The organism is Hymenobacter segetis (assembly GCF_054776495.1).
Genome location: NZ_BAAHBV010000003.1, coordinates 401,366 through 423,356, shown reverse-complemented (window position 1 = coordinate 423,356; position 21,991 = coordinate 401,366). Strand labels below are relative to the sequence as shown.

The window sequence follows — 21,991 nt, the reverse complement described above, 5'->3', positions numbered from 1 at the left end:
CAACATATTACCCATGTTTCTAAACCTAGCGTTAGCTTGGAAAAGGCTGAGAAGTGAGATAAAAGACAGAGGGTTTGTCGTGCCTCCTTTTGAGGTTGGGCTTATTGAGAATAAGCTACAAGACTGGTTAGCTACAATGCACTTGAAGCTAGTTCAAAACGTTTACAACCCAACTACTCCTGAGATATGTGATGTGCCTAAAGGCAAGCACCTCGTTCGTCCTGGTACGCTACTCTCGACTGATGACCTATTGGTCTATTATGGGATAATGGGCGGGATGTTTGATGCCATTCATGATAGAGTTGATTGGGCTCGGTACAAAATAGACTGTTCCAATATCATGAATAGGGCGGAAGGTGACTGGATATTGAGTTATTATCCCGGCTGGTCAAACTTTCGGACTAAGAGCCTATCCCTAATCAAGGAATACAAGTATGTAGTGGTAACTGATATATCAGGCTTTTTTGAAAATATCGACCACGCAGTTTTATTGTCAGATGTTAGAAGTACAGGTGTTGATGAGGACTACATAAAGCTCTTACGAACCTGTCTTGATACGTGGGCGATGATACCAGGCAAAGGCTTGCCCCAAGGATGTGTGCCATCGGACCTTCTTGCGAAACTCTACTTAGATTCTCTAGATAAACTGCTTTACAATGAAGGGTATAAGCATGCTAGATATGTAGATGATATAAGAATTTTCTGCTCTAGCTACCAAGATGCAAAGAGGGCTATTGTCTTTTTAGCATCAGCAATGCGTAAAAAAGGCCTGATTTTGCACTCGGGTAAAACGGAGATATTAGACGCGGAGGAAGCCAAGTATAGTTTTGAACACATTGACAATATCATTGCTGATGTGACCGAACGGGCTAAGCAAAAGAAACCTGTTATTTTAAAGCCAGTAGTCCTAATGCCTGACGACTACAATCGGGTAATGGTAGAAGAAGACCCGCCTGTCATAATTAAGCCGGTTCATTTAAAAGCGACCCCGATTGATATTATCAAAGAAGCTTTTAGTCAACATATACTAGCTGACCCTAAAGTATACAACAAGACCATTTACCACTTTCTTCTTAAGCGTTTAGGAGAAGCGAAAGATGATTTTGCAGCTGACCACTGTGTGTATATGCTCTCTGAACATCCAGAGGAGACAGGCAATGTGCTAGCCTACCTTGATAGTATAGATTACCCGAGGGCCAATTCAATCATAGGGTCTTATTTCTGCTCGGAGGAAACGGTTTATTGTTATCAGAATTATCAACTGATAACGTGGCTAAACAACCGGGAAAATGTGATTCTGCCTTGGGATGTGGTATGCAGAATCAGAGCTATTGCATTTAATCCTCAGTCCCCTCGCTATCTGAAATCCGTAGCTAGAAAGTTCATTGGAAATCATGGCGACATATCTGATTTTGAGAGGCTAGAAGAGTTGTGCAAAACAGCTACTGAATTGGAACAGGCTGAATTGATTTGTTGCTTAGTAAAGCATGAAAAGGGACGCAGGAATACAGTATTTAAGAGGTTGGAAAATGTGTCCTACCACAATAAATCGGCTATTTCTTACGTCAGTGACACTGAAAACAGGTTAAAAATGAAGACTAGGAGAAAGTAGCTCCAGCTTCCCCAGCCGCCCCCGCCCCGGGAGCGGCTGGTTTGGTGTTGGGGGCCGTGGGGCCGCCCCAACGGCCAGTCGGGCGCCCGACTGAGCGTTGGGGCGGCCCCACGAGGCATTCGGCTGCCCGACTGGCCATTGGGGCGGCCCCGCGAGGCAAACGGGCACCCGACTAGGCGTTGGGGCGGTCCCACGAGGCATTCGGGCAGCCGTTTGAGCAGTGGGGCGGGCGGCGGGTTGGAAATGGGCGGGAATTGAAATACATTGGCGGCAGAATCCCTTTCATTTTCAACCCTTTTAACCCCATTTCCATGTCGCCCACCACACCCGGCGCTTCGGCTGCTACTCCCGCTACCCCAGCCAAGCCCAACAAGAAAGAACGGCTGCCCACCAGCCAGCTAGCCCTGGCCACGCTGGGCACCGCCGCCGCCAAAGCCTGGCTCGCCTCCGAGCTACCCGCGCTGCTCTTCGTGAGCAAGGCCGAATTTGAAAAACAGGCTGCCGCCTACGCCGCCAGCCTCAGCACCGCCGACGGGGCCGGCGACGGCCTGAGCCCGCAGTCGAAGCGCCTGAAAACGCTCGACAAGCTCATCACCAAAAACCTGGGCTTCGTGAAAGGCTACCTGGCCGAAGATCACGACGAGGACGGCGGCGAGGGCTACTACGCCGAGTTCGGCATCATCCGCGAGGGCAAGAACTTCCGCCTGCCGTCAGCCCGCACCGCCCGCGCCCTGGCCCTGGGCAAGCTGGTGGCCGCCCTCACGGCCCACAAGTACGACAAGAAGAAATTCGGCCCTGCCTTCTGGCAGCCCATCGCCACCGAGTACGCCCAACTGGCCAAAGACAGCGGCGAAATGCGCGGCGCGGCCTCGGCCGCCGTGGGCCAGAAAAACGCCCTCGAAGCGCCCCTGCGCGTGGCCCTGGGCTCGCTGGTGGGCAGCATCAAGGCCAATTACCCCGACGAGGATGCCCAGCGCGGCGTGCTGCGGGCCTTCGGCTTCCAGAAGGAGGTGTATTAGGGGTTGGGTTAGGTATCGCATCGGCCAGCCGCTCCCGGTTTCGGGGGCGGCTGGTTTGGTGTTGGGGGGCGGGGTTTAGCATCTCTGCTTGATATATAATGTTATGATGATATATTCGGGCTTTCTCTGCACACTCATGGCTAATCCGAAAAATATCTGCTGGCTGCTGGTTTTGTTCTGTTTGGGATGGGGCTCGTCGGCCTTTGCCCAGCAGGTTCCGGCTGCGCCCCTGGCGGCGAGCCGGCCCGCGCTCACCCGGGCCGATACCGTGGCGGCGCTGCACGAGCTGTTCCAAACCAAGCGCAAATCCAGCGGGGTGGCGCTGGCCGCCGCGCCGGTAGCGCTGGTGGTCACGGTCGCAACCGTGGGCTTGTATGCCGTAAGCCAGATTGACAATAACCCCTCCAGCTCTCCCTTTCCGGTGGTGGTCATCATGGCCGGCCTGGGCGGAACAGTGGCTTTGCTGAGCCGCTACGTTCGCTACACCAAAGGCAACGAAGCGGAAATAGTGAACAAGTACGAACGAACCCACCGGCTGGCCGGGTGGGTAACGCGCAATATGGCGCAGCAAAAGCTGCTCAAGCCGTAGCTCGCGCGTGGCGCGGCGTCCGGCGCACGGCCTGGCAGGCACCTGGGGCCACCGGGCCGCTCACGCTGGCCAGTGGCCCGGCGGGTAGCCGGTGGGGAAGCTGAATAGCGGGCCGTATATCGCCGAATCAACATTTGGCCTGGCCAGTGCGTACACGCGCTACTATTCTCACCTTCACGCCGCCCCACAAGCGCCGCATTGCCATGACCAACCGCCTCACTTACCTCCTCGCCGCCGGCCTGCTCCTGGGCGGCTGCAGCCAGGAACAAGAAAAACAACGCCAGGCCGACAGCGCCCGCCAGGACGCCATCGAAGCCCAGGCCAAAGCCGACGCCGAGCGCGCCCGCGCCGATGCCAAACAAGTGCGGGCCGATGCCGAAGCCAAAGCCCACGACCTCGAAAAACAAGCCGATGCCGTAGAAAAAGGTGCCGGCGACCACCCCACCGTGGTCACCGAAGAAAAGAAAACCACCCGCTACGAAACCGTGCCCGCCCGCCGCCGCTAGTAGCGAGTCCGCCAGGTATCAGCCAGCCGCTTCCGTTCCGGGGGCGGCTGGTTTGCGTTTTGGGGGGGAGGCTAAGGCAGCACGTTGCCGATTTCCACAAAGGGCTCCCCGGCTTCCAATAGCTCTATCGCGGCGGGCAGGGTGGCCAGCAGCACTTCTTGCAGCCGCTCGTTGGAGGTGTTGCCACAAGTGAGCCAGATAACCTGCGGCGGCGGCCCGAAACGGTCAAGTAATTGCCGGAAGTCGGCGTCTTTGGTGAGCACGACGGCCCCGGCGGCTTTGGCAGCCCGGAATATTTCTTCGTCTTCGGCATCGCGCAGGCCCAGCGTGCGGAGCGCGACGGCCTCAACGGGGAATTTCCACTTTATCCAGGCCGCGATGAGCGGCGAGAGGTGCGCGTCAATCCAAAAGGTCATGCGGCGAGGCGCGGGTAGTCCAGCTGGCGGGCGGCGTATTGTAGGGCGGCTTGCAGGTCGGCGGCTTCGAGGTCGGGCATTTCGGCCAGAATCTGCTCGGCGGTGAGGCCGGCGGCGAAGAGTTGGAGCACGTCGGCCACGCGGATGCGCATGCCGCGAATGCAGGGCCGGCCGCCGCACTGGCGCGGGTTGGTGGTGATGCGATGCTGCAAGGATTCCATGTGGTGAAGATACTAGCGTTTCTCTCAGCCGCTTCCGCTTCGGGGGCGGCTGGTTTGCGTTTTGGGCGATGGGCAACGATATAAAACTGGTATTTTAAATTAATTAATAGTTATTTTTATATATTGTCAATCGGTAGCCCAGTTATGGCTTGCTGCGGGGCGGGCGGCGGCTACCCAGGCCCGATTCTTTCACCCGGCGCCCCCGCGCCCTTACCATCTTACGGTCATGCTCGTCGACGAAATCGCCTCCCCCATCACCATGGACCTGCGCGGCAGGCTCATCGAACCCCACCACCCCGACTACGACGCCAGCCGCCGGGTGCACAATGGCATGATTGATAAGCGGCCCGCCGCCATCGCCTACTGCGCCGACGATGCCGACGTGATAACCGCCGTGAACTACGCCCGCGAGCACCACCTGCTGGTGGCGGTGCGGGGCGGCGGCCACAGCGGGGCCGGCCTCGGCCTCTGCAACGATGGCCTGGTTATCGACCTCTCGCAGCTAAACGGCATCCACGTCGACCCCGTGGACAAAACCGTGCGGGTGGAAGGCGGCTGCCACCTCGGCGACCTCGACCACGTCACGCACGCCTTCGGGGTGCTGGTGCCGAGTGGCATCATCTCGACCACCGGCGTTGGCGGCATCACGCTGGGCGGGGGCATGGGGCACTTCACGCGCCGTTGCGGCCTCTCCATCGACAACCTACTGGAGGCCGACGTGGTGCTGGCCGACGGCAGCATGGTGAAAGCCTCCGAAACGGAGCACCCCGACCTGTTCTGGGCCCTGCGCGGCGGGGGCGGCAACTTCGGAATCGTCACCTCGTTCCTGTTCCGCTCGCACCCCATCAGCACCGTGTACGCCGGCCCCATGCTCTGGGAGCTGAGCGATGCCAAGCCCGTGATGCAGTGGTACCGCACCTTCATAAAAGACGCTCCTGATGAGCTGAACGGCTTTTTTGCCTTCCTCACGGTGCCGCCCGGCCCGCCCTTCCCCGAGCACCTGCACGGCAAAAAGATGTGCGGCATCGTGTGGAACTACAGCGGGCCGATGGAGAAGGCCGAGCAGGTTTTCGCGCCCATCCGCAAGGCCTGGCCGCCGGCCCTCGACCTGCTGGGCAACCTGCCGGTGCCGGCCCTGCAAAGCATGTTCGACGCCCTGACGCCCCCCAATATTCAGTATTACTGGAAGGCCGACTTCATCAACGAGCTGCCCGACGAGGCCATCGATATTCACCTGCACTTCGCCGAGATGCTGCCCAGCCCGCTTTCCACCATGCACCTCTACCCCATCAACGGGGCGGCGGCCCGCGTAGCGCCCGATGCCACCGCCTGGGCCTATCGCAACGCCACCTGGTCGATGGTCATTCTGGGGGCCGAAACCGAACCCGCCCGGGCGGCGGTTATCACGCGCTGGGCTAAAGAGTATTGGGAGGCCATGCACCGTTTCTCGGCCGGGGGCGCTTACGTCAATTTCATGATGGAAGAAGGGGCCGACCGCGTGAAGGCCACCTACGGCCCGCACTACGAGCGGCTGGTGGCCATTAAAACCACTTACGACCCGCACAACCTGTTCCGGGTGAACCAGAACATTCCGCCCGCCGGCTACCAGCCGGATGGGCAGTAAGCCACTCATCTTTCACCACGTTCACCAAAACCCCATTCCTATGAAAACCCTATTGAAATGGCTGCCCGCGCTGCTGCTCAGCGGCACCTGTACCCTGGCTCAGGCCCAGGCCACCCCCGCCGCCAAGCCCGTAGCCGCCAAACCTATGCACAAAGGCAAGATGGCCAAAGAATGTTGCATGATGAAAGACGGCAAGATGATGATGATGGAAGGCGGCAAGATGGTGCCCATGACCAAAGACATGACCATGGCCAACGGCACCGTGTGCAAGCCCGATGGCACCTGCACCCTGAAGGACGGCACTGCCATGACCATGAAAGAAGGCCAGTGCATGATGATGGACGGCGAAATGAAGGCCATGGACCACATGAAGCACCCCGGCAAAATGAAGCCCGGCCATAAGGCGAGCGCCATGAAAATGTAGGGCCCTGGCGCAATAAGTAGCGGCATACCCCAGCCGCCCCGGTACCCGGGGCGGCTGGTTTGGTTTTGGGAAATAGCCCGGCGGCCGCATCCGCCGTATGCCAGCCATGATTATTCGTGAGAAAGACAATTGGTTTCGCCTGCTCTTTGCCTGGCACGGCTCGGTGCTACCCCAGATACTGCCGCGGCTGGCGGTGCTGCTGGCGTTGTCGATAGCCGTATTGGCCGCCCGGGTAGAGCTGCCCGCCTACAAAGTGCCCCTGAGCGCCGCACCCTTCTCCTTATTTGGTTTCACGCTGGCCATCTTTCTGGGATTCTACAACAACGCCAGCTACGACCGTTTCTGGGAAGCCCGTAAGCAGTGGGGCGCGCTGCTGAACACTACCCGCTCGCTGGCCCGGCAGGCCCTCACGCTGAGCGGCCAGCCCCTGGGTGCCGTGCGGGAGTTCGTGCGGCTGCTCATCGCCTTCACCTACGCCCTCAAGCACCAGCTGCGGCGCACCGATGCCGGCCCCGACCTGGCCCGCCTGCTGCCCGGCCCGCTGGCCCAGGCCACGCAGGCCGCCACCTTCCAGCCCGTGTGGCTGCTATTGGAAATGAGCCGCTGGGTGCAGCAGGGCAGGGAAGCCGGCCAGCTGGATACCACCACGCAGTTGGCATTCGACCACAATTTCAACCAGCTTTCCGACATCGTTGGGGCCTGCGAGCGGCTGGCCGGCACCCCCATTCCGTACACCTACAGCGTACTGCTGCACCGCACCGTGTACCTGTATTGCTTCCTGCTGCCGTTTGGGCTGGTGGATAGTACCGGCTGGATTACGCCGCTCATCGTGGCCTTCGTGGGCTATACGTTTATGGCGCTGGATGCCATCATGCGCGAAATCGAAGAGCCGTTCGGGCTCGAAGACAATGATTTGGCCCTGAATACCATGAGCCACACCATTGAAGCGACATTGCTGGAAATGGTGAGTGAGCCTGCCCCGCCCGCGCCGGTGCATCCGCACCGCTACGTATTCGACTAAAGCAAACCGCAGAACTGCCGCACCAACCAGCTACCCCTGTGGCGCGGCGGGCTGTAGCTCCAGCCAGCGCCGGGCATCCAAATCGGTATCGAACGAGCGGTACATCAGCGGCAGTCCCTGAATGCTGGTGGTGACGAAGGCCGTGGCCAACCGCACCAGCACGTTGGGCGACACCACCACGGCCCCGTGGCGGTAGCCGGCCTGCACGGCCCGGGGCAGCCAGTCGTGGGCAATCCACTGCTGCTCCTCGGGCGTGAAGGGAATCATGCGCTGCTGATTGACGAGGATGCGGCTCCAGCCGCGGTGTTGCAGCGCCCGCAGCATATTCTCGAAAATAGCCCGCGTAGCTTCCGGGTTGCGCTTTTGGCTGCTCCAGTTGGTGCGCAGAAACCCGGCGGGGTCCGTCAGCACTTCGCCCGCGCTATTTTCAAAATACAGGCTGGGCAAAGCGGTAGGCATTGCGACAAAGGTACGGCCGGCTCGCGCCCAGGTTGGCGCGTGGGCCGCTATTCCTTCATCACGCGCTGGGTTTTCTGGTAGCCCTGGCCGCGCAGCGTCACCACGTAGATCCCCGGCGCGAGGTGGGCCGTGTAGCCGTTGAGCTGGCTGCCCAGCATGGCCGGCGTGCCGTGCAGCGAGAGCAGCCGGATGCCGCCCTGGGGCATGGCAAAATCGAGGGTGAGCGCGCCGGCGCTGGCCGGCACATCGGCCAGACTGAACGCCTGCGGCCCGGCCGCCGGCCCGGGGTACACGAAAAGGCGGTTGGTACGGCTGGAATTCGCGTTGCGAATGCCCGCGAAATTCACCCCAATAAGCACGGGGTCGTGGTCGGAGCAGCGGAAGGGCGTGGTGATGTCGGTAGCTTCGCCGGCCTGGTCGTACTCCAGCACGGGCGGCTCGGCCGAGTTGATGTGCCACTTCTGCACGTCCACGAAACCCACCAGGTTGGGCGTCACCACGGCATGGTCGAGCGAGCCGGTGAGGCCCTTGAACACGTAGGACGCGCTGGTGGGTGGCGTGGCCGGCACCAGCCCGGCCGCCCGCATGATGTCGATGGGGTCTTCCTCGTAGTTGGCGTTGTAGTCGCCGGCACTCACGATGCGCGTGGCCCCGGCCGGCATCACGGTTTTGTTGATGAACTCGACCAGCGCGCGGGCCTGGGCCTTGCGGCGGGCGTTGGAGCCGCCCTGGCCGTCGTTCTGGTCGGCATCGGGCCCGCTGCCGCTGCTCTTGCTCTTGAAGTGGTTCACGATGAAGCCCAGCGTATCGGGCCGCTCCTTACGCCGTGTGATGAACACCTGCGCCAGCGGCGGCCGCTCAAACACGCCCTGCACGGTGGCCACCATGGGCGGCCCCAGCGGCGCTACCACGCTCGGCTTGTAAAGAATAGCACAGTGAATGAGGTCGGTGTTGTTGGTCTGGCGCTCGGCGTTGCCGTCGTTCACGAAAATGTAGGTGCCCGCGCCCACGGCCTTGTTCAGGCCATCCACCAAGTCCTGAATGGCTGCCGTGGAGCCGTTGCCGTCGTTCTCAATCTCGGTGAGGCCGATGATGTCGGCGTTCATCTGCTGCAAAGCCAGGATGATTTTGGTGCGCTGGCGCTGGAAGTCGGCCGCCGTTTTGGCCCCGCGCGGGGTGGGGAAGCCGCCGCCCGCGCCGTCGCCATTGAAGTAGTTGAACACGTTGAAGCTGGCCAGCTTCAAATCGAGCGGGCCGAAGGCGGGCGGCGTGAGCGGCCGCACCACGTTAATCACAGGAGCATCGGCCCCGGCCAGCGGCTGCAGGCGCCAGCGCCCGTAGCTATAGGCCAGAATACCGCCGATGTTGCTCAGCGTGCTGCCCACGCGCACGGTGCGGAAGCGGGCATCGAGGTAGGGCGTGGGCGTGGGGTTGGTGGCCGAGCTGCCATCGTCGAGCACCAGGCTGCGGCTGTCGTTGGCGGCCTGATAGGCCAGCACGGCGGCCAGGTTGCTGGTGCCGCTGCTGCTGGTGCCGGTGGCGGGGTTGTCGTTGGGGTCGATGAACTGCGTGGCCTGGTAGGTCAGGCCTTCGGCCGAAACCGTGAGCTCGCCGCGCTGCTTCAGGAAGTAATTGTCGGTGACGGTGAGGGGCGCGGTGAACTGCACCCGCATCCCTTCGTAGCGCTCAGCCTTATCAGCCGCAAACTCGCTGTTGACGATGCGCACGAAATCCGGCAGCGCATTGCCCGAGGATATGACGACGAAGCCCGGCTCCGTTATCACGGCCTGGCCGAAGGAGGGGGCGGCATCGTCCTCGCGCACCATGCCGGTCACGCGCACCTTGTCGCCCACCTTCACGTTGGGGTCGGCCTGAATCACGAAAATGGCATCGGAAGTGGCCGGGTTGCCATCGGCCGTGGCTTTGTCATCCTGAATATAGAAGCCGGCCGGTTTCAGGTTGTCGTAAATGCCCGTCACAATTCCCTCCACGGTGTAATTGCCGGCCTTGGCCGCCGCGCCCGTGCCCTGAATCGAGCCAATGGAAGTAGCACTAGCCGTGCGGGTTGCCAGCAGAATAGCCGTGTAGAGGAGTAGTTTGGAGGTCATGGCGTAGAGCGAAAAGAATAGGGGCGAGGGGGGTAAAGATATCGGGAAGGGTTGGACTTCGCTAATTCTCCAATTTCGGCTGAATAAAGTACCGCTGCGGTTGCCTGCGCACCCGGCCACCCGCAAAAGTGCCGCCGCTACGCCGCCCACCGCCCATTCGCGCCGTATAATGCAGCCTATGATTCCGCTCATCACCCAGACCCCGCACCTCCAGATTCTCGCCGCCAGCCGCGCGCTGCTCACCGCCGAGCTTCACAAGCCCCAGTATTTCCCCGTGCTCCTCGGCGCGGCCCTGCCCGCCGACTGGCCACCCGCCCAGCATGACCGCCCGGCCCAGGAACAATTTCTGGAAGAACTCACCGCTGGTGGGCGCGACGCCGCCGGCTGGTACGCCTGGTACGCCCTGCGCAAAGCCGACGATACCGCGCCCCGCACCCTGGTGGGCGCGGGCGGCTTCCTGGGCCGGCCCGATGCCGATGGCACGGCCGAAATCACCTATTCCATCGCGGCCGACTGGCGCGGCCAGGGCCTCGGCACCGAGCTGGTGGCCGGCCTGGTGCAGCAAGCCGCCGATACCGGCCTGGTGCGCCAGCTCATCGCCCACCCGCCCGCCGATAATGCCGCTGCTCAGCAGGTGCTGCTGCGCAACGGCTTCGTGGTCGCTGTCAGCAGTGCAGATGGCCGCCCGCGCTTCGAGCGCGCTATCGAGCCCGTGGCTAAAGCGGCGTAGCTGGCACGGAAGCTGCCAGTGGGCGGTTATCTTTCCGCTCCCAATTTTCGCTTCCTCCCCTTATCAATAATGAAAAATCCCCTCCTGAAAACTGCCCTGCTGATGCTGGGCGTGGCTGCCCTGGGCTTCGGTGCCCGCGCCCAAACCGCGCCCGCCGCCGAAACCTGGACCAAGAAAAAAGCCGAAAAGTGGTTTAAAAAGCGCGAGTGGGCCAACGGCCTGAAATTGAACGTGCAGGAGTCGATTGATAAGGTCGAGTTTGCGAAGCAGTACCACGCCAACAAGGCGGTTTGGGACAAGGCTTTTGCCTACTTCCGCGATACCAACCTCGACCAGCTCACACCCGGCAAGTACCCGGTGGATGGTGAAAACGTGACGGCCGCCGTGACCGAAAACCCCACCAAAGAGTACGATAAAACCAACTGGGAGTCGCACCGCAAGTACATCGATATGCAGTACGTGGTGCAGGGTGCCGAGAAAATCGGCGTGGTGCCCATAGCCAAAGCCACCGTAATCAAGCCCTACGACGAGGCCCGTGACGTGGCCAACTACAGCGCCGACGGCAAACTCTACGAAGCCAAGCCGGGCACCATCTACATCTTTTTCCCGCAGGATGTGCACCGGCCCAATATCAAAGTCGACGGTGTGGAGAAGGATAAAAAGCTGGTGCTGAAAGTCCGGGTGGCCTCGTAGGCAGCCAATTGGCGGCAACAGTCGTAGAAGGTCCGCAAACGCACGTTCCTTCTTCACTTCAACCCGCTGAGCTATGTCCCGTCTCCTGTTTTTCGTCTTTCTATTTGTCTCGGCTGGGCTGGCGCAACCCGCGCTGGCCCAGACCGATGCCATGCCGCCCCGGCCCACACCGTTCAAATTCGTGAACGACGAGGCCCAACTCATGCAGCCGGCCGATGCCAAGAAGCTGGATGCCGGCCTGCGCCGCTATGCCGATAACACCGGCACCCAGGTAGTGGTAGTGACCGTGCCCACCCTGGGCGGCCGCGACGTGGCCGACTATGGCCGCGCCCTCGGCACCGCCTGGGGTGTGGGCCAGCGCGATAAAAACAACGGCATCGTGGTGCTGATAGGCGCTAAGGAGCACAAAGTCACCATCCAGCCCGGCAACGGTTTGGCCAATGTTATCACGCCGGAAGTCACCGCTAGGGTTATCAATGAGATGACGCCCGGCTTCAAGCAGGGCAACTATTTCGCCGGTCTACGCACGGGTCTGAACACGCTGATGGTGACGGCCAACCCCAGCTCGGCTCCCAAAAAAGACCAGACGGCTGATGCTGCCGCCTCGGGTGTGGCGGGTAGCAATATGGCTACAGACAATTCTTCCACCAATCTCTCGCAGGAAAACCAGTACCCCGCCACCACTTCCGAGCCGGTGAACCCGGTGCCGGCGGCGGAGCCATCTTCGCCGGGGCTGGGCATGGGTACGCTTCTCATCGGCGCGCTAATTATCGGCGGTATTCTGTGGTTTGTAATCCGGATGTTTAAGGGCCGGAGCGCGGCGGCTAATAACTCGAACGGCACGCCCGATTTCCTGCCCAACCGGCCGAACGGCCCTGTCGGCGGCTACGGCCAGAATCCAGGCAACTACGGCCAGGCCCCGAACCAGAGCAGCGGCCCCGGCATTGGCGGGATGCTGGCCACCGGCGCGGCTGCGGCGGCCGGCGCTTACCTCGGCAATCGCATGGCCTCGGGCCACGACACGTCGGGACAGAACCTATCAAACTACGGTAACAATAATAGCAATTTCAACACCGGCGCGGGCGCAGCCGGAGCGGCGGGTACGGGCGCTGCCAGCGACTACTTCTCCAACCGCGACGGCGGCACAGCCGACAACTCGGCCCCCGATTATTTCTCCGACGACAACACGGCGGCCGATAACAAATCGGACTACTTCTCCTCCGACGACAATAACTCGTCCTACGACGATACTTCGTCCAACGACACCGGCGGCGGGGGCTTCGACAGCGGCAATGATAACAGCGGCTCGTGGTAGTGTAACGCGGTATTCCAGAGCATTTCAAAAGCTCCCGTACCGGTTGGTGCGGGAGCTTTTTGCTTTATGAAAGCCACAAATCTGGCCGGTCGGCCGTAAGTTGCCGCCATGTCTTTACCCCACACGCCCCCCTCGGTAGTGCCCGTGCTGGAAACCAGCCGCCTGCGCCTGCGCGGCTTCCGCGCCGATGACTTCGATGCCTGGTTTGCCATGAGCCGGCAGCTGGCCTACCACCGCTACTTCACCCCCGAGCCCATGCCCGCCGAAGAAGTGTGGAAGCTGGTGTTGCGCAGCGCCGGCCACTGGCTGATAACGGGTTACGGATTCTGGGCGGTGGAGGAAAAGGAGAGTGGCCGCTTTGTAGGAGCCGTCGGGTTTCTGCATTTGAAGCGCGCTATCGAGCCGCCGCTGGGCGACGCCCCGGAAATCGGCTGGGTGATGGACCCCGCTATCCACGGCCGGGGCTACGCCTCGGAAGCTGTGGAAGCCGTGCTGGCCTGGGGCGAAAGCCATTTCGGGCCGGTGCGTACCGTGTGCATCATTCATCCTGAAAACGAGCCTTCGCTGCGCCTGGCGGCTAAATTCGGCTACCACGAATACGCCCGCGCCACGTACCACGACCAGCCCATCGTGCTGCTGGAGCGGCCTGGCGCGGCGTAAGTGTTTCTGTCAAATCTATTCCCCTTCCCACCATGGCCCCACGTCCCTACATCCTCGCCGAAACCACCTGGAAAACCGTTCAGGAAGCCAACTATGAAGTGGTGATATTGCCCTGGGGGGCCACCGAGGCGCACAATTACCACCTGCCTTACGCTACCGATAACATCCAGTCGGACTACGTGGCCGCCGAGGCCGCCCGCAAGGCCTGGGACCAGGGCGCAAAGGTGGTGGTACTGCCGTGCATCCCGTTCGGGGTGAATACCGGCCAGCTCGACATCACCCTTGATATGAACCTGAACCCCAGCACCCAGCTGGCCATTCTGGGCGACATCGTGCACACGCTGGCCCGGCAGGGCATCCCCAAGCTGGTGATTCTAAACGGCCACGGCGGCAACGACTTCCGCCAGATTCTGCGGGAGCTGCAAGCCGATTTCCCCAACGTATTCCTCAGCACCCTCAACTGGTTCAAAGCGGCTGACCGCAACCAATATTTCTCCGCGCCCGGCGACCACGCCGACGAGCTGGAAACCAGTGTGATGATGCACCTCACGCCCGATTTGGTAAGTCCATTGTCCGAAGCCGGCGATGGCGCGGCCAAGCAGTTCCGCATTGCGGCGCTGCGCCAGGGCTGGGCCTGGGCGCAGCGCGAATGGAGCCAGGTTTCGGCCGATACCGGCGTGGGCAATCCGGCCGCCGCCACCGCCGAAAAAGGCGCGGCCTTCCTCGAAGTCGTGACCACCAACATTGCCCAATTCCTGGTGGAGCTGGCCGCCGCCGACCCGCAGGATTTGTACGAATAAGAACCCCGGCCTGCCCCCGCCGGTTAGGAACCGGGCGAAACCAGTCGCCCGCTCCGTTTCCCTTGCCCAATGCCCGACCAATTCGACAGCGTAATATTTGACCTCGACGGCACTCTGTGGGATGCCTCCGTAGCCATCACCAAAGCCTTCCAGGCCGCCAAAAGCAGCGTCGATTACATCGACAATGACGTGACCCTGGCCCAAGTGCAGGCCGTGACCGGCCAGCCCTACACCGTGGTCTACGAGCGCCTGTTCCCCAACCTGCCCGCCGAAAAGCTCGACGAATACCGCGCCCTCTGCGCCCGGCAGGAGCTGGCCGCGGCTGTGGAGCACGGCGGCGCGCTCTACCCCGGCCTCGAAATCACCCTGCGCTACCTGCTGAATCAGGGCTACCGGCTGTTCATCGTGAGCAATTGCCAGCAGGGCTACATCGAAGGGTTTTTTAAGCACAGCGGGTTGGCGCGCTACTTCGAAGGCCACCAGTGCTTCGGCACCAAGCTGCTGCCGAAATCGGAAAACATTCGCGAAATCATTGCTGAATATGACCTGCAAGCGCCCGTGTATGTGGGCGATACGCCCGGCGACCTGGCCGCCAGCGACGCGGCCGGTGTACCGTTCATCTTCGCTACCTACGGCTTCGGCCAGCTCAGCGAAGCCGAAGCGCCGCTGCGCATCAACTGCCCCGGCGATTTAGAGAAATTGCTGTAGCAGCCTATCAGGGTTGCGCACTTCGGCGCGCGGCTGTATTTTGGGGGATGAATTTCCCGGCCATTCCCCGCATCACTATTCATCCGGCAATCTGTGAAGGGCAGCCCACCGTGCGGGGGCTGCGCTATCCCGTGTGGCAAGTGCTTGAGTGGCTGGCTTCCGGCCTGACTATTGACGAAATCCAGGCCAAACACCCGGCGCTGGAACCGGAGGATTTTCGGGCCTGCCTGGCCTTTGCTGCCGGCCGCCTCAAGCCGCTGGGCCACGTGGTCGAAGCGCCGCAGGATGAAAAATCGGAGCAGTGGCTGCTGGGGCGGCAGGGCCAGTGGCTGGCCGAGCAGGAATTTCTGAAGCAGCTCTGGGAGCGCAATTCAGTCAACAATCCGGCGTAGTGTAGTTGCCGGGCAAAGGTGATTTGGGCCTAATGCCGCCCGCGCCAATGCCGAGCTATTTTGTGTAGCTTTGGCCGCCTCCTCTGCCGCCAGTTATGTATCAGGAATTAGCTTCTACTGCCTTTTTGCACGTGGCCTACCGGCCGGATTCCTGCCTGCTGATTGGCCGTTGGCTGTGCTCCATCACCGATGAGCAACTGCATGAAGGCTACGAAACCATGCGCATAGCCGCGCTGGAGCACAACTGTTCGCACTGGATGATGGACGCTCGCCGCCGCGTTGACCGCCGCCGCAACGGCCCCGAGTGGGTCGTGACCACCTTCCTGCCCAAGGTGCAGCGCGAAATGGGCGCCCGCCTGTGCGTGGCCTTCCTCGTGCTGCCCAACCATCTGCGCGAGTTGGAAGAGGAAGCCGGCCTGCCCCTGAGCTCACCCAACACCACCGACCCGTTTCAGTACGCCCGCTTCATCGACGAAGGCGCAGCCAATGCCTGGCTCGACGAGCAGCGCCGCCAGTCCAGGAAGTAGGGCATTGTCATTCCGACGCAGGAGGAATCTGAGTAAAACCGTCAGATAGTTTCACTCAGATTCCTCCTGCGTCGGAATGACAAACCTGTTTCTCAACGCTGGCTTTCCAGGGTGGAAATGGGCGTGGCTTCTTCCACGTTCGAGGTGTTGGGGAAGGCCAGCAGGTGCGTCACACGGGGCGCATCGGGGCCGGTGTGGAGGCGGCGCACGGCGGCCTCCACCACCTGGTCTTCGCGGGTAAAGCGGTGGTGCTGGCGCTGGTGCTCGCCCCAGGTGGCGAGGTAGAAGAACTCGGAAATGCGCGTGGGGTCGTTCACATCGGCAAATACGCCGGCCCGCAAAGCCCCGTCGCGCAGGCGCAGGCGCTTGAGCTGCTCGGCCGCCGCGTGGAAGGCGGCCCAGTTGGCCGGCTCCACGTGGTACTCGATGGTGACGAGCACGGGGCCGTCGTCGGGGTCGATGGTGCCGCTGCCCACGGTGTGGGGCCGGTCGTCGGCGGGGTCTAGGTTCAGGCCCTCGGCCGAGCGCATGGGGAAGGGCAGGGCCAGCAGGGTGCTGGCCAGCATCCAGCTGGCGGCGGCCAGCAGCGAAATCTCCAGGGTGAGGTGGTCGGCCAGCTCGCCCCACACCAGGCTGCCCACCGATAAGCCGGCCTGAAACACCAGCATGTACACGCTGATGACGCGGGCCTGCACCCAGCGTGGCACGCTCAGCTGCACGGTGGTGCTGAAACTGGTCATCACCAGCAGCCAGGCAATGCCCGACACGAACATCACCGCGTACAAAATATAAATCTGATTGACCAGTGCCAACGCCGTATTGGTGCCCACAAAGGCCAGCACGCCCAGTAGTACGCGCTGGTTGAAATTGAGCCGCGAGCCCGCCCGGCCCATAATGATGGCCCCCGTCACGGCTCCCGCGCCCAGCCACGAGAGCATCACCCCGTAGTGCCCCGAGCTCAGGTGCAGCCGCCGCGCCACCACTACTGACACCAGCCCCCACATGGCCGCCGCCCCGAACGAAAAGGCGAATGTGCGCACCAGCACCCCATAAATGGCCGGCGAATACTGCACGTAGCGCATCCCGGCCCGCAGCGCACCGATGAAGTTTTCGGCCGGCCCGCTGGTCACGGTGGGCTGGCGCTTCCAGAAATACACCACCGCCCAAGTGCCCAAAAACGACACCCCATTCAGCAAAAACACCCAGCCCGATGAGTAGTACGCAATGATGGCCCCGCCAATGGCCGGCCCGATGGCCCGCGCAATGTTGTTGCTCACGCCATTCAGTGTGATGGCCGACCCCAGCGCCGGGCGCGGCACCAACTCCGTAGCAATTGATTGCCAGATAGGGGCATTCAACGCCGCGCCCATGCCCAGCAAAAATGTGAAACCCAGCACCCCGTAGGCTGAAATGCCGTTATTCAACGTCAGTACGCCCAGTGCGGTAGCCACCACCGCCATGAAGCCCTGCGTGAGCAGCAGCAGCCGGCGGCGGTCCACCAAATCGGCCATCACGCCGGCCGGCATGCTCAGCAAAAAGGCTGGTAACGAGGTGGCGGTTTGCATCAGAGCCACCAGCAGGGCCGAGGTGGTGAGGGTGGTCACGAGCCACACGCCGGCCACGTTCTGCATCCAGGTACCCACGTTCGATACCAGCCCCGCAATCCAGATGGCCCGGAACAGGGCGTACATGAACGGGGTCCAGAGTGTGACGGGGGAGGGGGGAGCGGGCGGCGTAGCGACGGAATCAGACATCAGGCAGCGGTAGGATTTCGCCATTGATAACAGCGAAACAGCACAAATGGCTTCCTACGGCTTTGGGACCGTGAAGGTGTAGCGCGGACTTTTAGTCCGCGCCGGCAAGACCCTGCACTCGCGGACCAAAAGTCCGCGCTACACCTACCGTCGCTTCTGCGACGACTCGCGCACCAGCAGCTTGGGTTTGAGTACGATGGGCTTGGGCGGGCCCACGCGGTTGGGGCCGCTTTTCAGCATCTTTTGCAGCAGCTGCACCGCCGTTTTGCCCATTTGCTCGCAGCGCTGGTCCACGCTGCTCAGCATGGGCTCGGTGAGCGTGGTGAACATCTCGTTGCTGAAGCCCACGATGGCCACGTCCTCGGGCACGCGCAGGCGCTGGGATTTCACGACTTGCAGGGCTCCCACGGCGGCTAGGTCGTTGCTCGAAAACACGGCGTCCGGGCGCTGGGGCAGCTTCAGGAGCTGGCGCATGGCCTGGGCCCCGCTTTTTTGGTTCATGTCGAAGCAGGCAATCAGGTCTTCGTCGATGGGCAGTCCGTGGGCGGTGAGGGCGTCGCGGTAGCCCTGGTGGCGGTTTTTGTGGATGCTCAGGTGGAGCGGGCCGGTGAAGTGCGCGATGCGTGTGCAGCCCTGCTCGATGAGGTGTGTCACCACCTGGTACGCGCCCTGATAGTCGTCAATCACCACGGCACTCACGTTGCTGCCCTGGAAATCCTCCACCATGCGGTCGAAAAACACCAGCGGAATGTTCTGCTGGCGCACAGCTTCGAAGTGGCCGAAGCTCTGCGTGGTGTTGGCCAAGGACACTAGGATGCCTTCGACCTGCGAGTTCATCAGCAGGTCGATATTCTTTTGCTCCTGCTGGGCATCTTCGTTCGACTGGCAAATCATCACGTTGAAGCCCAGCTTGGCGGCTTCGGTGGCGATGCCGTTTACCACCAGTGGGAAAAAGTGGCCGGTGATGTGCGGCACCAGCACGCCCAGTGTGTTGCTGCGGCCCCGGCGCAGGGCAGCGGCCAGCTGGTTGGGCTGATAGTGCAGCTCCTCGGCCAGCTTGCGCACGCGGGCCTTGGTGGCCTCGCTCACGTCGTCGTGGTCGCTCAGGGCGCGGGAAATGGTGGAAGGCGAGAGGCCCAGCGTCTTAGCCAGGTCGGTAATGGAAGCGCGGCGATTAGCCATCTGGTCGTTGTAGCGAAGTGAGGAAATACCCGCGCGCTGGCCAGTATGACCAACGGCAACAGGCTCTGCCCCGGCCGAAAACGAGGACCCGATGGCCCAACCGTACCACGGCGCGGGGTGCTGACAATTAACCGAAAGTAGGAGGCCACTCGTTCATCAAATGGCGGCTTTCGGGCATAGATGGGAATTCTGCCGCAATCTACTAGCCGAAATCGAAACCGGCAGTTTAGCGGCTGCCAAAGGCCGGGTTATTCTACCACCAAATTGTACTTGGCCACCACGCCCAGCAGGCCGTGCAGCGTGAAGTGCGCCCCGGTGATAACGTTGCTCTCGGGGCCGATAACAAACCCGGTGGCGCTGCGAAAATCCGCCTCCGCCAGCCGCGTGTTCTGGAACACGGCCCCGGCCAGCGCGCACCCCTGAAACACGGCCGCCGAAAGGTCGGCATCGGCAAAATCGGCTTCCTCCATCGTGCAGCCCACGAAGCGCGTGCCCGGCATCACGCGCCCCGCAAACGAGGCGTAGCGCAACTGGCACTGGTCGAAATGCACCCCAAACAGCATATCGCGGCAGGCCGTGAACTGCAGGCCCAGTAGCTTGCAATCGGCAAAAGCCACGTTTTGCAGGGCCGTACCCGCCAGCTTGGCCGAGCTCAGGTTGCAGTGCTCAAAAAGGCAGTCGGTGAAGCGTATTCGGCTAAAATCAGCCCCGCTGAAATCACAGTTCACAAAGCGGAATTCATCAAATTCGGTGTGGCCCAGCAGGTGGCGGGCATCCCAGCGCTCGGCCACATTGTCTTCGGGAAAATGAGTGGGCTTGCGGAGGACAGTGGGCTTGCGGCGGGGCTTAATGGCCATCGGGATGGGTTTTTTATAAACAGCAAGAACGAGCGTCCTGCTGATAAAAAGACCGTCATGCTGAGCGGAGTCGAAGCATCTCTACCGCAATAGTAAATGAATTACTTGCACAGTAGAGATGCTTCGACTCCGCTCAGCATGACGGTCTTTTTTTAAGAGTTCGGGCGAGTCGTTTCGCCTAGGCAAAGCTACAGCTTCACCACGCGCTGCACCTGGCTGAAATCAGCCCCACTCAACCGCAGCACATAGGTGCCGGCCGCCAGCCGGGCCGTGCGCGGCCCGATTTCTGTCTGCAACTCCTCGGCCGTGCCATGCAGCGTGAGCAGGCGCTGGCCTAGGGCCGACACCACTTCCAGCGTCATCGGCTGGGCCGCGAAGCCGCTGATGCGGAGGTTGAACGCGCCGGGCGCGGGGTTCGGGAAAACGTCGATTTTCCCGCTCGTGGCGGCCCAGCCGGTGGCCGTGACGGTGGTGCGGAAATTCAGCCCGATGAGCACCGGGTCGTGGTCCGACGAACGGAAGGGGCTGGTGATGTCGGTGGCCGCACCGGCGATGTCGTACTCCAGAAATTCGGGCTCGCTGGCGTTGATGTGCCACTTTTCCACGGCCGCGTGGCCCGTCAGGTTGCCGCTGAGCACGGCGTGGTCGAGGCTGCCGCTCAGGCCGCTGTATAGGTAGGAGGCACTGCTGGCCGGGCTGGGCAGCACGAAACCGGCGGCCCGCAGAATGTCCATCGGGTCTTCCTCGTAGTTGGCGTTGTAGTCGCCCACGCTCACCACGTAGCGCGTGCCGGCGGGCTTCACGGTGTTGTTGATGAACTGCACCAGGGCCGTGGCCTGGCCCTTGCGGCGCAGGTTAGATGGGCCCTGGCCGTCGAACTGGTCAGCGTTGGCTCCGCTGCCGCTGGCCTTCGACTTAAGATGATTAACGACGAGGGCAAACGTGTCGCGGGCCGCGGCCGTGGTGCGGTTGGTGATGAAAATCTGGGCCAGGGGCGGGCGCTCAAACACGCCGGTTACGGTGGCCAGCAGGGCCGGGCCGGAGAGCGTCACCGCCGCCGGCTTGTATAGGATGGCGCAGTGAATCAGGTCGGTATCGTTGGGCTGGGAGTTCGCGCCGCCGTCATTTACAAAGGCGTAGGTGCCCGCGCCCATGAGCTGGTTCAGGCCGTTCACCAGGTCCTGCACGGCCGAGTTGGCCCCGGTGCCGTCGTTCTCCACCTCCATCAGGCCCACCACGTCGGCGTTCATCTGGGAGATGGCGACGAGGATTTTGCTGCGCTGGCGCTGGAAATCATCAAAGGTAGCTGCCCCGCGTGAGGTGGGGAAGCCCGCGCCCAGGCCGTTGCCATTGAAGAAGTTAAGCACGTTCATGCTGGCGATTTTCACGTCAATCGGCCCGAAGGTGGGCACCGGGGGGCGCACCGTCACCACGGCCGGCGCGTCGGCCCCGGCCAGGGGCTGGATGCGCCATTTGCTGTTGCCGTAGCCCATGATGCCGCGCAGGCTGGCCACGGTGCTGCCCGCCCGCACGGTTTGGGTGGCGGCATCGAGGTAGGGGATGGGCGTGGGGTTGGTGGCGGCGCGGCCGTCGTCGAGCAACAGGCTTTTGTTGACGTTATCGGCCTGATAGGCGTTCACGGCGGCCACGTTGCTGGTGCCGCTGCTGCTGGTGCCACTGGCGGGGTTGTCGTTGGGGTCCACGAACTGCGTGGGCTGGTACACGAGGCCGCGCAGGGAGATATTCAGCTCGCCGCGCGATTTCAGCGCTGCTACGTCTGACACCGTGATGGGGGCCGAAAACTGCACCCGCATACCCTCCAACGGCTCGGCATCAGCCATCGAAAAGGTGGCGTTGTCGATGACGCGAAAAGCGGGCTGTGGGCTACTGGCTGCCAGCACCATGATGGTGGGCGCGGTGAGTACGGCTTGGCCGAATGAAGGCGAGACGAAGTCTTCCTGCACCACGCCGGTGATGCGCAGGCGGTTGCCCACGGCTACCGTGGGGCTGGTTTGCACCACAAACAGCGCATCGGAAGTGGCGGGGTTGCCGTCGGCGCTGGCCGCGTCGTTCTGGATGTAGAAGCCGGCCGGGCTCAGGTCGGCGTACACGCCCGTCACCACGCCCTCGATGGTGTAGGTGCCCGCCGTGGCCAGTGCCCCGGTGCCCTGAATGGTGCCGATGGGTGTGACCGTCTGGGCCTGCACCAGGGCCGGAGCCAGACTACCGGCGGCTAAGGCAACAACAAAGGGGAAAAACGAGCGGGTAAAAACCTTCATCAGCAAGTGGAAAATTAAGAAAACCCAATGCGGGGCTATAAATATACTAGCGTTTCGGTGGTTGGAATCGATTGCGTCAAACCGCAGCAATAAGC

Annotated in this window: 23 protein-coding genes; 15 read left to right on the top strand and 8 right to left on the bottom strand. The window is 61.9% G+C overall.

Annotated elements, in window-relative coordinates; translation table 11 throughout:
* The first annotated feature begins 13 nt into the window (after positions 1 to 13).
* From ACYU70_RS18775 to ACYU70_RS18760, 4 genes are all read left to right on the top strand, one after another.
* Positions 14 to 1,612, top strand: a complete 1,599-nt coding sequence (locus ACYU70_RS18775; protein ID WP_342298010.1) for an RNA-directed DNA polymerase — start codon at positions 14 to 16, stop codon at positions 1,610 to 1,612.
* Between the two features lie 311 nt (positions 1,613 to 1,923).
* A complete protein-coding gene (locus ACYU70_RS18770; RefSeq protein ID WP_342298009.1) occupies positions 1,924 to 2,631 on the top strand; it encodes a hypothetical protein in 708 nt (235 codons plus the stop codon).
* A 136-nt stretch (positions 2,632 to 2,767) separates the two neighbouring features.
* Positions 2,768 to 3,220, top strand: a complete 453-nt coding sequence (locus tag ACYU70_RS18765; RefSeq protein WP_342298007.1) for a hypothetical protein — start codon at positions 2,768 to 2,770, stop codon at positions 3,218 to 3,220.
* Between the two features lie 146 nt (positions 3,221 to 3,366).
* Positions 3,367 to 3,726: a hypothetical protein gene (locus tag ACYU70_RS18760; protein ID WP_342298005.1), complete on the top strand. Its 360-nt coding sequence runs from the start codon at positions 3,367 to 3,369 to the stop codon at positions 3,724 to 3,726.
* Positions 3,727 to 3,797: 71 nt separating this feature from the next.
* On the opposite strand, the gene ACYU70_RS18755 is transcribed toward ACYU70_RS18760, so the two are convergent.
* Together ACYU70_RS18755 and ACYU70_RS18750 are read right to left on the bottom strand one after the other, a co-directional pair.
* On the bottom strand, positions 3,798 to 4,142 hold the full coding sequence (locus tag ACYU70_RS18755) for a DUF5615 family PIN-like protein (RefSeq protein ID WP_241936341.1): 345 nt from the start codon (positions 4,140 to 4,142) through the stop codon (positions 3,798 to 3,800).
* On the bottom strand, positions 4,139 to 4,363 hold the full coding sequence (locus ACYU70_RS18750; protein ID WP_342298003.1) for a DUF433 domain-containing protein: 225 nt from the start codon (positions 4,361 to 4,363) through the stop codon (positions 4,139 to 4,141). The genes ACYU70_RS18755 and ACYU70_RS18750 overlap by 4 nt, the downstream gene beginning before the upstream one ends.
* Positions 4,364 to 4,589: 226 nt before the next feature.
* Between ACYU70_RS18750 and ACYU70_RS18745 the strand changes: the two genes are divergently transcribed.
* The 3 genes from ACYU70_RS18745 (at position 4,590) to ACYU70_RS18735 (ending at position 7,432) form a co-directional block, all read left to right on the top strand.
* Positions 4,590 to 5,987: an FAD-binding oxidoreductase gene (locus tag ACYU70_RS18745; protein ID WP_342298001.1), complete on the top strand. Its 1,398-nt coding sequence runs from the start codon at positions 4,590 to 4,592 to the stop codon at positions 5,985 to 5,987.
* 40 nt (positions 5,988 to 6,027) lie between these two features.
* Positions 6,028 to 6,411: a DUF6799 domain-containing protein gene (locus tag ACYU70_RS18740; RefSeq protein WP_342297999.1), complete on the top strand. Its 384-nt coding sequence runs from the start codon at positions 6,028 to 6,030 to the stop codon at positions 6,409 to 6,411.
* 106 nt (positions 6,412 to 6,517) lie between these two features.
* Positions 6,518 to 7,432, top strand: a complete 915-nt coding sequence (locus ACYU70_RS18735) for a bestrophin family protein (protein ID WP_342297998.1) — start codon at positions 6,518 to 6,520, stop codon at positions 7,430 to 7,432.
* Positions 7,433 to 7,462: 30 nt separating this feature from the next.
* On the opposite strand, the gene ACYU70_RS18730 is transcribed toward ACYU70_RS18735, so the two are convergent.
* Positions 7,463 to 7,891: a hypothetical protein gene (locus ACYU70_RS18730; protein ID WP_342297996.1), complete on the bottom strand. Its 429-nt coding sequence runs from the start codon at positions 7,889 to 7,891 to the stop codon at positions 7,463 to 7,465.
* A gap of 47 nt (positions 7,892 to 7,938) precedes the next feature.
* On the bottom strand, positions 7,939 to 9,999 hold the full coding sequence (locus tag ACYU70_RS18725; RefSeq protein ID WP_342297994.1) for an ExeM/NucH family extracellular endonuclease: 2,061 nt from the start codon (positions 9,997 to 9,999) through the stop codon (positions 7,939 to 7,941).
* A 178-nt stretch (positions 10,000 to 10,177) separates the two neighbouring features.
* Here ACYU70_RS18725 and ACYU70_RS18720 point away from each other — a divergent pair, with 178 nt between their 5' ends.
* From ACYU70_RS18720 to ACYU70_RS18685, 8 genes are all read left to right on the top strand, one after another.
* Positions 10,178 to 10,729 carry a GNAT family N-acetyltransferase gene (locus tag ACYU70_RS18720; RefSeq protein WP_342297993.1) on the top strand — a complete coding sequence of 184 codons (552 nt, stop codon included), beginning with the start codon at positions 10,178 to 10,180 and terminating at the stop codon, positions 10,727 to 10,729.
* 69 nt (positions 10,730 to 10,798) lie between these two features.
* Positions 10,799 to 11,422, top strand: a complete 624-nt coding sequence (locus ACYU70_RS18715; protein WP_342297992.1) for a NanQ anomerase/TabA/YiaL family protein — start codon at positions 10,799 to 10,801, stop codon at positions 11,420 to 11,422.
* A 73-nt stretch (positions 11,423 to 11,495) separates the two neighbouring features.
* Positions 11,496 to 12,737 carry a TPM domain-containing protein gene (locus ACYU70_RS18710; RefSeq protein WP_342297991.1) on the top strand — a complete coding sequence of 414 codons (1,242 nt, stop codon included), beginning with the start codon at positions 11,496 to 11,498 and terminating at the stop codon, positions 12,735 to 12,737.
* Positions 12,738 to 12,845: 108 nt separating this feature from the next.
* Positions 12,846 to 13,397, top strand: coding sequence for a GNAT family N-acetyltransferase (locus ACYU70_RS18705; protein ID WP_342297989.1), 552 nt, complete (start codon positions 12,846 to 12,848; stop codon positions 13,395 to 13,397).
* Between the two features lie 32 nt (positions 13,398 to 13,429).
* Positions 13,430 to 14,197: a creatininase family protein gene (locus ACYU70_RS18700; protein WP_342297987.1), complete on the top strand. Its 768-nt coding sequence runs from the start codon at positions 13,430 to 13,432 to the stop codon at positions 14,195 to 14,197.
* Between the two features lie 69 nt (positions 14,198 to 14,266).
* Positions 14,267 to 14,905, top strand: coding sequence for an HAD family hydrolase (locus ACYU70_RS18695; RefSeq protein WP_342297985.1), 639 nt, complete (start codon positions 14,267 to 14,269; stop codon positions 14,903 to 14,905).
* A gap of 47 nt (positions 14,906 to 14,952) precedes the next feature.
* Positions 14,953 to 15,297: a DUF433 domain-containing protein gene (locus ACYU70_RS18690; RefSeq protein WP_342297984.1), complete on the top strand. Its 345-nt coding sequence runs from the start codon at positions 14,953 to 14,955 to the stop codon at positions 15,295 to 15,297.
* A 95-nt stretch (positions 15,298 to 15,392) separates the two neighbouring features.
* Positions 15,393 to 15,824, top strand: coding sequence for a hypothetical protein (locus tag ACYU70_RS18685; RefSeq protein WP_342297983.1), 432 nt, complete (start codon positions 15,393 to 15,395; stop codon positions 15,822 to 15,824).
* Between the two features lie 92 nt (positions 15,825 to 15,916).
* On the opposite strand, the gene ACYU70_RS18680 is transcribed toward ACYU70_RS18685, so the two are convergent.
* The 4 genes from ACYU70_RS18680 to ACYU70_RS18665 all read right to left on the bottom strand — a co-directional run bounded on the left by ACYU70_RS18680 (position 15,917) and on the right by ACYU70_RS18665 (position 21,896).
* The gene (locus tag ACYU70_RS18680) at positions 15,917 to 17,578 is read right to left on the bottom strand and encodes an MFS transporter (RefSeq protein ID WP_342297982.1); all 1,662 of its coding nucleotides are present in this window, start codon (positions 17,576 to 17,578) and stop codon (positions 15,917 to 15,919) included.
* Positions 17,579 to 17,722: 144 nt separating this feature from the next.
* Positions 17,723 to 18,760: a LacI family DNA-binding transcriptional regulator gene (locus ACYU70_RS18675; RefSeq protein ID WP_342297981.1), complete on the bottom strand. Its 1,038-nt coding sequence runs from the start codon at positions 18,758 to 18,760 to the stop codon at positions 17,723 to 17,725.
* A gap of 248 nt (positions 18,761 to 19,008) precedes the next feature.
* Positions 19,009 to 19,617 carry a pentapeptide repeat-containing protein gene (locus ACYU70_RS18670; protein WP_342297979.1) on the bottom strand — a complete coding sequence of 203 codons (609 nt, stop codon included), beginning with the start codon at positions 19,615 to 19,617 and terminating at the stop codon, positions 19,009 to 19,011.
* Positions 19,618 to 19,805: 188 nt separating this feature from the next.
* Positions 19,806 to 21,896, bottom strand: coding sequence for an ExeM/NucH family extracellular endonuclease (locus ACYU70_RS18665; RefSeq protein ID WP_342297977.1), 2,091 nt, complete (start codon positions 21,894 to 21,896; stop codon positions 19,806 to 19,808).
* Between the last annotated feature and the right edge of the window lie 95 nt (positions 21,897 to 21,991).